The sequence below is a fragment of the Streptomyces sp. T12 genome, assembly GCF_028736035.1.
In the GTDB taxonomy this organism is placed as follows: domain Bacteria; phylum Actinomycetota; class Actinomycetes; order Streptomycetales; family Streptomycetaceae; genus Streptomyces.
Window position 1 is genome coordinate 7,154,403 of the sequence record NZ_CP117866.1, and the last position, 14,980, is coordinate 7,169,382.

The 14,980-nt window shown below is 69.8% G+C and carries 13 protein-coding genes; 6 read left to right on the forward strand and 7 right to left on the reverse strand.

Translation table 11 applies throughout. From position 1 onward, the window contains the following. Positions 1-92: 92 nt before the first annotated feature. Complete coding sequence (gene nagB, locus PBV52_RS32385) at positions 93-878, reverse strand: glucosamine-6-phosphate deaminase (RefSeq protein ID WP_274243229.1); 786 nt, start codon at positions 876-878, stop codon at positions 93-95. A gap of 233 nt (positions 879-1,111) precedes the next feature. Between nagB and PBV52_RS32390 the strand changes: the two genes are divergently transcribed. Next, the gene (locus PBV52_RS32390; protein WP_274243231.1) at positions 1,112-2,200 is read left to right on the forward strand and encodes an SIS domain-containing protein; all 1,089 of its coding nucleotides are present in this window, start codon (positions 1,112-1,114) and stop codon (positions 2,198-2,200) included. A 26-nt stretch (positions 2,201-2,226) separates the two neighbouring features. Here the strand turns inward: PBV52_RS32390 and PBV52_RS32395 are convergent, their stop codons facing one another. Further along, entirely contained in the window at positions 2,227-2,979 is a 753-nt protein-coding gene (locus tag PBV52_RS32395) for an SDR family oxidoreductase (protein WP_274243233.1), read from the reverse strand. 88 nt (positions 2,980-3,067) lie between these two features. Here PBV52_RS32395 and PBV52_RS32400 point away from each other — a divergent pair, with 88 nt between their 5' ends. Then, positions 3,068-3,730: a TetR/AcrR family transcriptional regulator gene (locus PBV52_RS32400; protein ID WP_373921935.1), complete on the forward strand. Its 663-nt coding sequence runs from the start codon at positions 3,068-3,070 to the stop codon at positions 3,728-3,730. A gap of 422 nt (positions 3,731-4,152) precedes the next feature. Beyond that, positions 4,153-5,619, forward strand: a complete 1,467-nt coding sequence (locus tag PBV52_RS32405) for a sensor histidine kinase (protein WP_274249743.1) — start codon at positions 4,153-4,155, stop codon at positions 5,617-5,619. Between the two features lie 199 nt (positions 5,620-5,818). Here PBV52_RS32405 and PBV52_RS32410 read toward each other — a convergent pair whose 3' ends face one another. Both PBV52_RS32410 and PBV52_RS32415 read right to left on the reverse strand, forming a co-directional pair. Then, complete coding sequence (locus tag PBV52_RS32410) at positions 5,819-6,076, reverse strand: WhiB family transcriptional regulator (protein ID WP_006142322.1); 258 nt, start codon at positions 6,074-6,076, stop codon at positions 5,819-5,821. Between the two features lie 319 nt (positions 6,077-6,395). Next, positions 6,396-7,364, reverse strand: coding sequence for a diacylglycerol kinase family protein (locus PBV52_RS32415; RefSeq protein ID WP_274243243.1), 969 nt, complete (start codon positions 7,362-7,364; stop codon positions 6,396-6,398). A 370-nt stretch (positions 7,365-7,734) separates the two neighbouring features. Here PBV52_RS32415 and PBV52_RS32420 point away from each other — a divergent pair, with 370 nt between their 5' ends. Further along, on the forward strand, positions 7,735-8,181 hold the full coding sequence (locus PBV52_RS32420) for a hypothetical protein (RefSeq protein WP_274243244.1): 447 nt from the start codon (positions 7,735-7,737) through the stop codon (positions 8,179-8,181). Positions 8,182-8,197: 16 nt separating this feature from the next. On the opposite strand, the gene PBV52_RS32425 is transcribed toward PBV52_RS32420, so the two are convergent. The 3 genes from PBV52_RS32425 to PBV52_RS32435 all read right to left on the reverse strand — a co-directional run bounded on the left by PBV52_RS32425 (position 8,198) and on the right by PBV52_RS32435 (position 10,269). Next, positions 8,198-9,328, reverse strand: coding sequence for an RNA polymerase sigma factor SigF (locus PBV52_RS32425; protein ID WP_274243246.1), 1,131 nt, complete (start codon positions 9,326-9,328; stop codon positions 8,198-8,200). A 17-nt stretch (positions 9,329-9,345) separates the two neighbouring features. Further along, a complete protein-coding gene (locus PBV52_RS32430; protein ID WP_004925829.1) occupies positions 9,346-9,759 on the reverse strand; it encodes an anti-sigma regulatory factor in 414 nt (137 codons plus the stop codon). Positions 9,760-10,008: 249 nt separating this feature from the next. Next, positions 10,009-10,269 carry a UBP-type zinc finger domain-containing protein gene (locus PBV52_RS32435; RefSeq protein ID WP_274243250.1) on the reverse strand — a complete coding sequence of 87 codons (261 nt, stop codon included), beginning with the start codon at positions 10,267-10,269 and terminating at the stop codon, positions 10,009-10,011. A gap of 241 nt (positions 10,270-10,510) precedes the next feature. Here PBV52_RS32435 and PBV52_RS32440 point away from each other — a divergent pair, with 241 nt between their 5' ends. Together PBV52_RS32440 and fxsT are read left to right on the forward strand one after the other, a co-directional pair. Then, positions 10,511-12,106, forward strand: coding sequence for a Na+/H+ antiporter (locus tag PBV52_RS32440; protein WP_274243251.1), 1,596 nt, complete (start codon positions 10,511-10,513; stop codon positions 12,104-12,106). Positions 12,107-12,194: 88 nt separating this feature from the next. Then, entirely contained in the window at positions 12,195-14,957 is a 2,763-nt protein-coding gene (gene fxsT / locus PBV52_RS32445; protein ID WP_274243252.1) for an FxSxx-COOH system tetratricopeptide repeat protein, read from the forward strand. Positions 14,958-14,980 lie beyond the last annotated feature (23 nt).

The window sequence follows — 14,980 nt, forward strand, 5'->3', positions numbered from 1 at the left end:
GTGACGACGAAGGCGCCGGTTCCCTTTCAGGGGACCGGCGCCTTCGTGCCTTCAGGGGCCCGGGGCAGACGCGACCGCCCCTCAAATCCCCTTTAAATCCCCTGCCATTCCGGCTTGTTGGCATACGTGTGCCGGAAGTAGTCCGCCAGCTTCAACTTGGACGCAGCCCCCTCGTCGACAACGACCGTGGCATGCGGATGAAGCTGGAGCGCGGAGGCCGGGCAAACGGCGGCAACCGGCCCTTCCACGGTCGCCGCAACGGCATCCGCCTTGCCCTCACCCGTCGCCAGCAACACCAGATGCCGCGCCTCCAGGATCGTGCCGATCCCCTGCGTGATGACGTGATGCGGCACCTGCTCGATGTCCCCGTCGAAGAACCGCGCGTTGTCGATGCGAGTCTGCTCGGTCAGCGTCTTGATCCGGGTCCGCGACGCCAGCGACGAACACGGCTCGTTGAACCCGATGTGCCCGTCCGTCCCGATCCCGAGCAACTGCAGATCGACGCCCCCGGCATCGGCCAGCGCCGTGTCGTACGCCGCGCACGCCCCCCGCACGTCCTCGGCCGTACCGTCGGGCCCCATGAACGCGTCCATCCCGATCCCGAGCGGCTCCAGCACCTCGCGCCGCAGCACCGACCGATACGACTCCGGGTGCTCGGCGGGCAGCCCCACATACTCGTCCAGCTGCGCGATCCGTGCCCGCGAGACGTCCACGGCACCGGAGCGCACCTTGGCCGCGAGCGCCGCGTAGATGGGCAGCGGCGTCGACCCGGTGGCCACACCGAGCACGGCGTCGGGCTTGCGCCGGAGCAGCTGTGCCATGGCCTCGGCTATCAGCTCGCCACCCGCCTTGGCGTCCGGAACGATGACAACTTCCACGCTGGGCCTGCCGATCTGAAGAGGGACTCGAAGGGCACCCTGAAGGGGCATGTGGTTTAGACCAATCTAACAGAGCGGGGCTCCGAGTCCCAGGTGAACGCAGGCCCCCCGGGCATTTGGGGAACCCGTCGGGCAGGCGTCATTGAGCGTGGGGGAGTGGAATGGAGACTGTCCGTCCGAAGCGGCAGGCGCCGTGCGCCGCATGACGAGCGCGAGAGCAGGAAGGGCCCCGCATGACCGCCACGACCCCGTACCCGCCCGACCCCCACGCCCCGCACAGCGAACTCCCCGGCCGGATCATGGCCCGTGAGATGGCCGAACAGCCCGCCGTGCTGCGCCGGATCCTGTCCCAGGGCGCCCCCGCCATCCGCAAGGTCGCCCAGGAGATCGCCGCCCGCGCACCCCGCTTCGTCCTGCTCACCGCCCGCGGCACCTCCGACAACGCCGCGCTCTACGCCAAGTACCTCCTGGAGATCCGCCTCGGCCTGCCCTGCGGCCTGACCTCGATGTCGACCACCACGGCCTACGGCGCCCGCCCCGACCTCACCGACGTCCTCGTCGTCACCGTCAGCCAGTCCGGCGGCTCCCCGGACCTCGTCGCCTCGACCCGGGCCGCCCGCGAGGCCGGTGCGATCACCCTCGCGGTGACCAACAACCCCGACTCACCGCTGGCCGGCGTCTCCGAGTACCACCTCGACATCATGGCCGGGCCGGAGAGGGCCCTGCCCGCGACCAAGACCTATACGGCCTCCCTTCTCGTCCTGTACCTCTTCGTCGAAGGCCTGCGCGGCGGCGACGGCGCCCCCGCCAAGGTGCTCCCGGACCTCGCCGGGCAACTGCTCGCCCGGCAGGACGAGGTCCGCGCCCTCGCCGCCCGCTACCGCTTCGCCGAACGCATGGTGATCACCTCCCGGGGCTACGGCTATCCCACGGCCAAGGAGGCCGCCCTCAAGCTGATGGAGACCAGCTACATCCCGGCCCTCGCCTACTCCGGCGCCGACCTCCTGCATGGCCCCCTCGCCATGGTCGACAACGTCTCCCCGGTCATCGCGGTCGTCACCGACGGCAAGGGCGGCGAGGCCCTCCAACCCGTCCTCGACCGGCTGCGCGGCCGCGGCGCCGACCTGGTCGTCATCGGCGCCCGGCGCCAGGTCGAGCAGGCCTCGGCCGGCTTCGTCCTGCCCACCGAGGGCGTGGCCGAGGAGGTGCAGCCGATCCTGGAGATCCTCCCGCTCCAGCTTCTGGCCTACGAGATCACCATCGCCCGCGGCCAGGACCCGGACGCGCCCCGGGCGCTGGCGAAGGTGACGGAGACGCGCTGAACCCCGTGTGTCCCGGCGGCGGGTCGCTACGTCAGCGAGCCGCCCGTCGCGTCCACCCAGCTCCCCGTCACCCACCGCCCCGCATCCGAAGCCAGGAAGGCCACCACGTCGGCGACGTCGGCCGTCTCGCCCACCCGGCCGAGCGCCGAGTATGCGGCGGCCTGTGCCCACCCGTCCTCGGTGCCGTGCAGGAGCTCGGCGGTGTTGTCCGTGTCGATGATCCCCGGCGCCACCGAGTTCACCGTGATTCCGCGCGTGCCCAGCACCTTGGACAGGTCACGCGTGAAGACGTCGAGCGCCCCCTTGGTCATGGCGTACGCCATCAGGTCCGGCATCGCCGCGGTGCGCGCCAGCCCCGAAGAGATGTTGATGACCCGGCCACCGTCCCGCAGCCGGCCGAGGCCGTGCTTGACGATGAAGTGGGGCGCCTTCACGTTCACCGCGAAGACCCTGTCGTACTCCTCCTCGTCTATCTGCCCGAGCGCCGACGACGTGCCGATCCCCGCGTTGTTGACCAGGACGTCCACCCCGTCCGCGTATTGGTCGAACCCCTCCCACAGCGCCTGCGCATCGCCCGGCTGCCCCAGCTCGACGCCGATCGTGAACGCCGAGCCGCCCGCCGCCTCGATCGCGGCGACCGTCTCCTTCGCCGCCGCCTCGTTCCTGCCGTAGTGCACGCCGACCCGCGCACCGTCGCGCCCCAGCCGCTCGGCGATTCCTCGCCCGATCCCCCTGCTCGCCCCTGTGACCAGAGCTGTCCTGCCCGCAAGCGCACCCATGCCGGCGCCCCCTTCGCATTTCTCTAGCGGTCGCTACAAAAAAGACCGTAGATCACCCCGCCGACATTTGTCTAGCGCCCGCTATAAAATGCACCCCATGGTGAGCGACAAGGTGAGCAACAGAGAGAGCGAGGAGACCGGGGCGAAGGCGCGTCCGGCGGGCAAACCCCGCGGCCGCCCCCGCTCCTTCGACCGCGAGACCGCGCTGGAGAAGGCGATCCTCGCGTTCTGGGAGCACGGCTACGAGGCGACCTCCGTCTCCGACCTCACGCGCGTCATGGACATCGGCGCCCCCAGCCTGTACTCCGCCTTCGGCGACAAGCAGTCGCTCTTCGAAGAGGTCGTCCGCGAGTACGGCGTGCGGTACGGCTCCTTCGCCGATCGCGCTCTCGCCGAGGAGCCCACCGCCCACGCCGCCGTGGCACGGATGCTGCGCGAGGCCGCCGCGGAGTACACCGATCCGGCCCATCCGCACGGCTGTCTCGTCGTCCATGCGGCGACCAACTGCTCGACGCCCGAGGTGGAGCAGTCGCTACGGGGGCGGCGCAACGCCAACATCGCCGCCATCCGGAGCCGTATAGAAGCGGACGTCGCCACGGGCGCCCTCCCGGCCGGCATCGACGCCGCCGCGCTCGCCCGGCACACCGGCGCGATGATCCAGGGCATGTCACAACAGGCGCGCGACGGGGCGAGCAGGGAGGAACTGGAGGCGCTCGCGGAAATTGCCATGGCCAACTGGCCCCGCACATGAACCCACACGGGTTAGGCTGCGTGGTGGATGTCAGGACGTCCTACTGGTTCTCCAACTGGTTCGGAGTCCGAGGAGAAGCGTCAACAATAAACAGGCTCCAACGCATGGACACACCGGAGTGGTCTAGTCCACAATGCGGAGGAGTGCGTAGGAGAAGAACGCACCGACTTCCGTCTTCCCCGCACAGGAAGGCGGACCGAGGAACCGGAGCTCTCTGCCCTGACTGCCCCGGATCCTCATCCTTCGGCCGACCGGGACCGCACACCCCACGGCCGATGTTGCTCCGGGCTGCGGTGCCGGGAGGGTTGAGGGTCCCTCTCAGGCGCCGCGGCCCGCGGGTGTTTTCGGCCCCTGCAGGCCCGTGAAGTGGCTGGTTTCGAGTCATGTCCGTACCGCCAGGTACGCTCGGCCACGTGCCCTCCATGAACGAACTCGTACGCCAGCACACGGCCCTCGACGACTCCGACCTCGAGTGGCTCCATCTGCTGGTCTCGGAGTGGCAGCTGCTCTCCGACCTCTCCTTCGCCGACCTCGTCCTGTGGGTCCCCACCAGCGACGGCACCCGCTATGTCTCCGTAGCGCAGATGCGGCCCAACACCGGCCCGACCTCGTACCAGGACGACATGGTGGGCCACCTCGTCCCGCGCGGCCGCCGGCCGATGCTGGACGCCGCGCTCGACGAGGGCCGGATCGTGCGCGAGGGCGACCCCGAGTGGCGCGAGGAGGTCCCGGTCCGCGTCGAGTCGATTCCCGTACGACGGGAAGGGCGCGTCCTGGGTGTCATCGCGCGCAACACCAACCTGCTGACCGTGCGCACCCCGAGCCGCCTGGAGCTGACGTACCTCCAAAGCGCCTCGGATCTCGCGCAGATGATCGCGGCCGGCGCGTTCCCGTTCGCCAACCAGCAGGTCGACATGGACGCCTCGCCGCGCGTCGGCGACGGCCTGATCCGCGTCGACGCCGACGGCACCGTCCAGTACGCCTCCCCGAACGCACTGTCCGCCTACCATCGCCTCGGCCTCGCCTCCGACCTCGTCGGCCACCACCTGGGCAAGACCACCGCCGAACTCGCCCCGACCCACGGTCCCGTGGACGAGGCGCTCGCCAAGGTCGCCAGCGGCTGGGCACCCCGCGAGTTCGAGATCGAGTCGGGTGACGGCGTCATCCAGTTCCGGGCGATCCCCCTCAAGCCCAAGGGCACCCGCATCGGTTCGCTGGTCCTGCTCCGGGACGTCACCGAACTGCGCCGCCGCGAACGCGAGTTGATCACCAAGGACGCGACCATCCGGGAGATCCACCACCGGGTGAAGAACAACCTCCAGACGGTGGCCGCCCTGCTCCGCCTCCAGGCCCGGCGCATCGAGTCCGACCGCGGCCGCGAAGCCCTCGAAGAGGCGGTACGACGGGTCGGCTCGATCGCGATCGTGCACGAGACGCTCTCCCAGAACCTGGACGAGCGCGTGGAGTTCGACGAGATCGCCGACCGGGTGCTGGCGATGGTCGCCGAGATCTCGCCCGGCAAGGTCGCCGGCCGGCGCACCGGCCGCTTCGGCATCCTGGACGCCGAGGTCGCCACCCCGCTGTCGATGGTCCTGACCGAGATCCTGCAGAACGCCCTGGAGCACGGCTTCCGTGAGGGCGACACCGGCACCGTCGAGGTCTCGGCCGTGCGCGGCGGCACGACGAAGCAGGCCCGCCTCCTGGTCACCGTCCAGGACGACGGCGTGGGTCTGCCCGAGGGCTTCGATCCGCACACCGCGGGGAACCTCGGTCTGCAGATCGTACGGACGCTGGTGGAGGGCGAGTTGGGCGGCACGTTCGACATGGTCCCGGCGCCGGAGCGGGGGACTCGGGTGATCCTCGACATCCCGGTGCGGGCACACAAGTAGTTCACGCGCCCGCCGCACTCCCGCACAGGGGCGCCGTACACAGCAAAGAGCCCTGGACCATGTGGTCCAGGGCTAGTGCTCGTTGCTGCTCTGCAATCGCTAAGCGCATCGGGGGTACTGCGCGCTGCGGCTCGGGGGCGGGAGATGCGTACTCGCTGTACGCGCCGCCAAGCTCAGGCTGTTTGCGGGGCGGGTGTTGTCAGGCGGAGGCCTGACGGGCCCGGTTGCGGGCGGCACGGCGCTTCATGGCGCGACGCTCGTCCTCGCTGAGACCACCCCAGACGCCGGAGTCCTGGCCGGACTCGAGCGCCCACTGCAGACACTGATCCATAACGGGGCAGCGACGGCAGACGGCCTTGGCTTCCTCGATCTGCAGCAGCGCAGGACCGGTGTTGCCGATGGGGAAGAAGAGCTCGGGGTCTTCCTCGCGGCAAACGGCGTTGTGACGCCAGTCCATGGCTGCTACCTCTCCTTGTGTATTACGTGCAAGTTGCTTGTGAATGTGAACGCTTTCACGAATCCCTCAACAAGTGAAGGGCCGACCGCCAGGTTCCCTGGCGAGGTCCTGTGTTTTGAAGAGGGGTTCCGGTGATCTGTGGAGCCGGTGTTGCGGGCTGTCCCGATCGCCACGTAGAGACTCGCAAACCTCAGCGGCGGATACAACCCCTTCCGGAAAGTTTTTTTTGATTCCTCGGTGTCGACTAGGTCACAGCCGTACTTCCATGGGGTGGATCCTGGCCTAAACGTTCGAGTGAAAGGACTTTAGCCCGTTCCGCTCACACAATCACACGCAGTGCACGGCGTACGCCTGTGAACGTCACGCTCGTACGCAGCCCGAGATGGTCGCCGTCCATCTGAAGGGGCAACGGGACCTTGGAATGCAAGGTGAACTGGTCCAGGTCGTGGAGTGTGACGGCGTGCCTGCCATGGGGTCCGCGCTCGGGGGACGAAGTGAGCAACTGCGTGGCATACCGGGCAACCGCGACCGTGGACATGCGGCTGAGACCGAGTACATCGAGCCCCGTATCGAACGAGGCCTTAGGTGCCGCGTACACCGGACGATTGCTCAGATACGTCCACGGAGCGGTGTTGCAGATTATGGACAGCACCAAATCGGTCACCGGGTCCTTGCCCGGGCGCTCCAGGGTGATCGTGCCGTGCCGGCGATGGGGTTCGCCCAGGAACTGGCGCATGGCCTGGCGGAGGTAGAGGGCGTGTGTGGATTTCCGGCCGCGTTCGCGCTGCTGCTCCACACGGCCCACCACACCCGCGTCGAAGCCGAGCCCCGCGTTGAAGAGGAACCAGCGGGACGGGACCCCTTCGTCCTCCGTGCCCGGGGTGCCGGAGGTCAGGCCGAGCCCGACCGTACGTTCGCTGCCGTCGCGCAGGGCGTCCAGGAGGGCGCCGGTCGCTTCCACGGGGTCGTTCGGCAGGCCCAGTGCGCGGGCGAAGACATTGGTGGAGCCGCCGGGGACCACGGCCAGGCCGGGGAGATGCCCCGGATTCGGGCCGGCGTGCAGGAGGCCGTTGACGACCTCGTTCACGGTGCCGTCTCCGCCGAGGGCCACGACCAGGTCGATGTCGTCGCTCTCCGCCGCCTGCCGGCCCAGGTCGCGCGCGTGGCCGCGGTACTCGGTGGTGACTGCCTCGATCTTCATCTCGCTGGCGAGCGCATGGATCAGGACATCGCGCGTACGTGCGCTTGTGGTGGTTGCTGCCGGATTGACCACGAGAAGTGCACGCATGAGTTGCAGCGTACCTACTGGGGGGTACCGGGCACAGGGCGAGGTAGGGATCAAGTAAGACATCGGGCGTGAGTCTCGACACGGGGGACTCCGTCGGTTTGGCCGGGTGTACGGATGCCGTCCGCTGCGAGGTTGGCCGGCGTCGGCGCGGGCCCTGCTGGGGGCTTGCGGCCCCCAGACCCCCGCTTCGGCCCTGAACGGGCCTCGTCCTCAAACTCCCCCAGAGGGGGTGCCCCCCAGACGGGCTGAAATGCCTGGGCCGTCGTCCAGAAGCGCAGCCCCGGATGGGCTGAAGTGCCTGGGCCGGCGTCGGGATGCGAAGCCCCCTGCGGCTGCCGAGGGCGATATGGCGGAGGGCTACCCTTCAGGGGTGACCAAGGAGCAGACCCCCAGCACCCCGGAAATCGCCGGTCCGCGCCCGCGGCGGCTGACGTATGCGGCGGTGCTCACCGCGCTGGAAGGGCTGGGGCTCGCCGTCGGGGGTGTCTGGGTGCTCGTGCTGGGGCTCGCCGGTGATCCGGACGACCGGCAGCAGGCCGTCACTCTCGGCGTGACGCTGATCGTGCTCGCTCTGCTGCCGCTGCTCGCCGCGCGGGGCCTGTTCGCTCAGCGCAGCTGGAGCCGTGGGCCGTCCGTCATCACGCAGATCCTGGCTCTGCCGGTGGCCTACAGCCTGCTCCAGGCCGACAGCATCGCCATCCCGGCGGGGATCGCGATCGCCGTGGCCGCGATCGCCACGCTCGTGCTCCTGATCAACCAGGAGGCGACCCAGGCCCTCGGAATCCGGGGGCCCGGCAACGCACCGGATCAGAAGTAGCGCTCAGGCCTGACCGTCACTCCTCCACCAGCAGCTTCTCCCGCAGCTGCGCCAGCGTGCGCGCCAGCAGCCGGGACACGTGCATCTGGGAGATCCCGACCTCCTGTGCGATCTGCGACTGGGTCATGTTGCCGAAGAAACGCAGCAGCAGGATCCGCTTCTCCCGGGGCGGGAGGTCCTCCAGCAGCGGCTTGAGCGACTCGCGGTATTCGACGCCCTCCAGGGCCTCGTCCTCCGCGCCCAGCGTGTCCGCGACCGCGGGGGACTCGTCGTCCGTGTCGGGGACGTCGAGGGACAGCGTGGAGTACGCGTTGGCGGACTCCAGGCCCTCCAGGACCTCCTCCTCCGAGATCGCCAGCTTCTCGGCGAGTTCATGGACGGTGGGGGAGCGGCCGTGCTGCTGGGACAGCTCGGCCGTGGCCGTCGTCAGGGCGAGGCGCAGCTCCTGCAGGCGCCTCGGCACCCGCACCGCCCAGCCCTTGTCGCGGAAGTGCCGCTTGATCTCGCCGACGACCGTCGGGGTCGCGTAGGTCGAGAACTCGACGCCGCGCTCCGGGTCGAAGCGGTCGACCGACTTGATCAGGCCGATGGTGGCGACCTGGGTGAGGTCGTCCAGCGGCTCGCCGCGGTTGCGGAAGCGGCGCGCGAGGTGCTCGACGAGCGGCAGGTGCATCCGGACCAGCCGGTTGCGCAGCTCCGCGTACTCGGCGCTGCCGTCCTGCAGCTTGCGCAGCTCGACGAACATGGCGCGCGCCCCGCTGCGGTCCTGAGGGTCGTGCTGGGTGGCCTGCGCAGTGTGCGCGCCCATCGCCTCGTTCTCGGCGTTTCGCTCGTGCTCGCTCATCGTCCCGCCCGTTGCCCTCTCCCGAGGCCTCGCCTCCACACGGACGGGGGAGACCCCGATCCGTCCGCCCGGAGGCGCGCCCTGCACGGCACCTTCGTCATCCCGTCCGTCGTCCAGGAAGCCGGCCTCCACGGAGTCGTCCTCCGGGTGCGGCCGGGCCTGCTCGGGGATGCCGTCGATGCCGCCCACCACGCGTCGGGAACCGCTCGGACCGCTCGGGCCCACCCCCAGGCTCTCGGCTCCGTCCGAGTTGGGGGCAGTGCCGTCCGGCAGCTCTCGTGTGCCGCGCTCTTCGTCCCGCACCGGCCCGTCCCCGTTCCTCACGCCGGCCCGGGTCCCGCGCCGCGCTGTTTGTAGAGGCTGATCGAAACGGTTTTGTCCTCGTCCACGGCGGAGGAGACCTTGCCCGCCAGGGCGGACAGCACGGTCCAGGCGAAGGTGTCCCTGGAGGGGGCGTGGCCGTCCGTGGTCGGGGCCGAGACGGTGACCTCGAGTGAGTCGTCGACGAGCCGGAACACGCAGCTGAGCACCGAGCCGGGCACGGCCTGCTGGAGCAGGATCGCGCACGCCTCGTCCACCGCGATGCGGAGATCCTCGATCTCGTCGAGGGTGAAGTCCAAACGGGCCGCGAGGCCGGCAGTCGCCGTACGCAGCACCGACAGGTAGGCACCCGCGGCCGGCAGCCGGACTTCCACGAAGTCCTGGGTCGCGGGCTCGCCTGCGATCTGGGACACCCTCACCTCCAAGGTGGTACAAGCTTCTCGGGGCCGAGGGTTGCCCCCCGGGGTAACGCGATGTGTGGTTCAGCGGTGACGCTATCGCGCTCTGAACTTTCCTGTCCCCAGGACCCCAACCCCTTGCCGTCACTCACAGTAAACCTGTGGATACGCTCCGTGTCTAGGGGTCTGCGGCTCCAATTGGGAAGAGCGCGCGCCGGGTTGACGTACCCAGACGTCAGACGGTCGAACCGTCCGGATCCAGGGTCACACGAGTACGTGGTCGACGAAGCACCAACGCCATTCCTCGCCCGGCTCGAAGGTCCGCATCACCGGGTGACCGGACTCCTTGTGGTGTTCTGTCGCATGCCTCCCCGGCGAGGAGTCGCAGCAGCCGACATGCCCGCAGCTGAGACAGAGCCGCAGTTGTACGGGGTGCATGCCGTCCGCCAGACACTCCGGACACGTCTCGTTCAGCGCCACGGGTTCCGGGTGCGGCAGCGCGTCGGCGTGCGTGCACTGTTTCATGATTGCCAGGTTACGACGGCCGCGAGGATGGCCGCGCGGAAAAACGAGGGCGGGCGTACGGCGATGATCAAGTGCGCTCCACGACGAATGATCGGGGGCGGGCGCAGGCCATGAGCGAGCGCAGGCGGAAGACGGCGGCACACGGGCGCGTGCGGACGGCGAGGACGGCGAGGGGCCAGGGGAGCCGTGCCACGGTGCACGCGCGCGTGGGCAGCGGGACGGACGGGAGCGGGCGAGAAGCATGGATGTGATGCCGCTGCTGTTGCTGGTGGCGGGCAGTGCCGCGGTGGCCGCGGGCGCCCGGCGGTCCCCCGTGCCGGCGCCGCTGCTGCTCGTCGCCGCCGGGCTTGCGGTGTCGTACGTGCCGGGCGTGCCCGAGTACACCCTCGACCCGCACATCGTCCTGCCACTGGTGCTGCCCCCGCTGCTGTACAGCGCGGCGACGGACAGCTCGTATCTCGATCTGCGGGCCCAGATGCGGCCCGTGATGCTGCTGTCGGTGGGATACGTGCTCTTCGCGACCTTCACCGTCGGCTGGGCCGCGTATCTCGTCGTACCGGATCTGCCGCTGACCGCGGCGCTGGTGCTGGGCGCGGTGGTGGCGCCGCCGGACGCGGTCGCGGCGACGGCGGTCGCGCGCCGGGTGGGGCTGCCGTCCCGGATCACCACGATCCTGCAGGGCGAGTCCCTGGTGAACGACGCCACCGCGATCACCGCCTACCGCGTGGCGCTCGCGGCCGCCGTCGGAGAGGGCGCCACCTGGGCGGGCGGCATCGGCGAGTTCCTGCTCGCGGCGCTCGGCGGCATCGGCATGGGGCTGGTGCTGATGGTGCCGATCCACTGGCTGCGCACGCATGTGAAGGAAGCGCTGCTGCAGAACACGCTCTCGCTGCTCATCCCGTTCGTCGCGTACGCGGCTGCCGAGCAGGTGCACGCCTCCGGGGTGCTTGCGGTCGTGGTCGTCGCGCTGTACCTGGGACACCGCGCGTGGGAGGTCGACTTCGCCACCCGGCTCCAGGAGGAGGCGGTGTGGAAGATGGTCGCGTTCGTGCTGGAGTCGGCGGTGTTCGCGCTCATCGGACTGCAGCTTCCGGTGGTCCTCAAGGGCCTCGGGGAGTACGAGGGAGGACGTGCCGCCTGGTACGCGGTCGCTGTCTTCGTCGTGGTCGTCGTCTCGCGGTTCGTGTGGGTGTATCCGGCGACCTTCCTGCCGCGCATGCTGTCGGCGCGGATCCGGGAGCGTGAGGACAACCCGACCTGGAAGGGGCCGTTCATCATCTCGTGGGCCGGGATGCGGGGCGTGGTCTCGCTGGCCATCGCCTTCTCGATCCCGCTCACGGTGCACGGCGGCGAGGACTTCCCCGAGCTCAACCTCATCCTCTTCCTGACCTTCACGACGGTCATCGGCACGCTGGTCGTCCAGGGCGTTACGCTGCCGTCCCTGGTCCGGCTGCTGAAACTCCCCGGCCGGGACGCACAGGCCGAGACCCTCGCCGAGGCGAACGCCCAGGCACAGGCCTCCCGAGCCGCCGAGCTACGCCTGGAGGAACTCCTCGCCGACGAGCGCAACGCCCTCCCGGCCCCACTGGCCGACCGCCTGCGGGCCGTCCTGGAACGGCGCCGCAACTCCGTCTGGGAACGGCTGGGCCAGGCCAATCCGGTCACCGGCGAGTCCGTCGACGACACCTACCGGCGCCTGTCCCGTGAGGTGATCGGCACCGAGCGCACGGTGTTCGTGAAGCTGCGGGACGGTCGCTATATCGACGACGAGATGCTGCGGACGCTGCTGCGCAGACTTGATCTGGAGGAGGCGGCGGCCTATCGGGAGGCGGGATGAGGCTTCCGGACACGCACGGCACGGCTGACGGGAGATCATAGGAGGGACACGATCGGCACAGTTGGTACAAGGTGACTCGGGGGGCTCGATGACGACCGGCACCGGACAGCGGTTCTTCATCAGTTACGCGGGGGCGGATCGGCTCTGGGCCGAGTGGGTGGGCTGGCACCTGGAGCGGGACGGTCATCACGTCGAACTCGACGTGTGGGACTGGCGGACCGGGGACGACTTCGTCCAGCGCATGGACGAGGGGCTGAAGAAGGCCGACGCCGTGGTCGCCCTGTTCTCCAAGTCGTACTTCGAGGACGGGCGCTGGACCCAGGAGGAGCGGTCCGCGGTGGTCGCCCGCCGGGACCGGATCATTCCGCTCGCAGTCGAGCCGTTGAGCAACCACGACGTGGATCCCCTGCTCGCCTCCAAGGTCCGCAAGAACCTCCACGGCCTGGACAGGACGGCCGCCGTCGCGGCGCTGCGGGAGGCGGTGGGCGGCGGTGGCCGTCCGACTGCCGCGCCGGCGTTTCCGGGCGACGGCCCGGTGGACGACGCCGTGCTGCCGCAGAGCCCACAGCCCCCGCTGCCCGGCACGACCGAGCGGCCCGCTCTGTGGAACGTACGCCGCGAGAACCGCGACTTCTCCGGCCGTGAGGCCGAGATCGTCCAGCTCCGGGCCGCGCTGCTCAGCGGTCGGCACTCCGCCGTATACGCGTTGCACGGGATGGGCGGCATCGGCAAGACGCAGATCGCTCTGGAGTACGCGCACCGGTTCGCCGGCCAGTACGACCTGGTGTGGTGGATCGACGCGGAGCAGACCGACCAGATTCCGGTCCACTACACGGAGCTGGCCGACCGGCTCGGCATCGCGGTCCGGGAAGCCGGGGCCGAGCACAACGCCCGTACGCTGCTGGCGGAGCTCCGCACCCGGCGGGGCTGGCTGATCATCCTCGACAACATCGAGGACCCGGACCAGATCGAGCCCTGGCTGCCGGAGGGCCCCGGGCACGTCGTCATCACCTCTCGCAATCCCAACTGGCGCCGCCTCGCCCAGCCGGCCTCCCTGGACGTGTTCACACGGGCCGACTCGCTCGCGTATCTCCGGACGAGGGTCCCGGGTATCGCAGAGGAACAGGCGGAGACCCTGGCCAAGGAACTCGGCGACCTTCCGCTGGCGCTCGCGCAGGCCGCGGGGGTGATCGAGAACGGCATGACCGTCGACCGCTATCGACGGCTCCTGAACGACAGCACGGGACGGATCCTGCGGGAGGGCGAGGTCCCGGACTATTCGGCGTCGTTGGCCGCCGCGGTCGGCATCGCCGCGGCACGCGTGAGCGACGAACGCCGCGCCTCCGCGGCCCTGCTCCAAGTGGCCGCCTTCCTGGGGCCCGAGCCGATCCCCACGGAGTGGCTGGAGGTGGCGCGGCCGCGTCTGACCACGATTCCGGGCGATGCCGGCGACCTGATGTGGACGAGGAACACGCTCGAACCCCTGCGCCGCTACGGCCTTGCCCGCATCGACGCCGAGGCCCTGCAGATCCATCGCCTGACGCAGGCCGTGCTCCGGGATCAGGCCGACCCGGCGCAGACCGGGGCGCTCCACGACGACGCCGCGGCCGTCCTGGCCGCCGCCGCGCCGGGCGATCCGCAAACGCCGGCCAACTGGCCCACGTGGGCCACCCTGACCGCACACCTCACGGCGGAGCACATCGATGTCACGGCCCGCGTCGGGCTGCGTGCGACGCTGCTGGACGCCGTCCACTTCCTGATCCGCAGCGGTCGGCCGCGACCCGCTGCCGACCTCGCCGCCGAGCTGCGCACGGCATGGACCTCCCAGTCGGGTCCCGATGACGCGGACGTCCTCACCTGCACGCAGTACCTCGGCCATGCGACGTCGGACGTCGGCGACATCCGCGGCGCCCGGCCCATCATCGAGGACGCGTACGCGCGTCGCCGCCGGACCCTCGGGGACGATCACCCCGACACCCTGCAGTCGGCCAACGATCTCGGGGCGATCCTGAGCGGGCTGAGTGAGGATGTGCAGGCACTGAGCATGTGTGAGGACACCCTCGCCCGTCGGCGAGGTGTCCTCGGAGACGACCACCCCGACACGTTGCAGTCCGCCGCGAACCTGGCCATCTCTCTGGCCAAGCTGGGCCATTACCGTCAAGCACACGCGGCGGCCGAGGACACCCTCGCCCGTCAGCGCCGCGTTCTGGGAGACGACCATCCCGACACGTTCAGGTCGGCCAGCCACCTCGCTGACCTCATCTCCGACCTGGGCGACAAGGCGGAGGCTCGTCGCCGCAACGAGGACATCCTGGCTCGCTGCAGGCGGCTCCTCGGCGACGATCACCCCGTCACCCTTGAGATCGCCCACAGTTACGCCGGTGACCTGTACGTGCTGGGCGAGTACGAGGACGCCCGTCGCCGATACGAGGACAACCTGGCCCGCCGCCGCCGGGTTCTCGGGGACGATCACCCCAACGCCCTGACCGCGGCTCATGACCTGGCCAGGTCCCTGCTCGCGTTGGGCAGGCCCAAGGAAGCTCACGAACTGGAGGAAGACACTCTGGCGCGCCGCCGCCGCCTCCTCGGCGATGACCACCTGGACACGCTCAGGTCTGTGCGGGGCGTGGCCAGCATCCTGCGCTCGCAGCGTGCCTACCCGGCAGCGGCGAAGCTCCTCGAGGACACACGAACGCGTCAGATCCGCACACTCGGCCCCGACCACCCCGAGACCCGCATCACCACCAACACCCTGGCCGAGACGTACCGGGCGATGGGCCTGAAGAACAAGGCGAACCAACTCCAGTCCGGAAAGAAGCCCAAGCGCAGGTTCGGCCGGAAGCGCCGATAGGGCACTGTGCCTTGCGCCTTCGC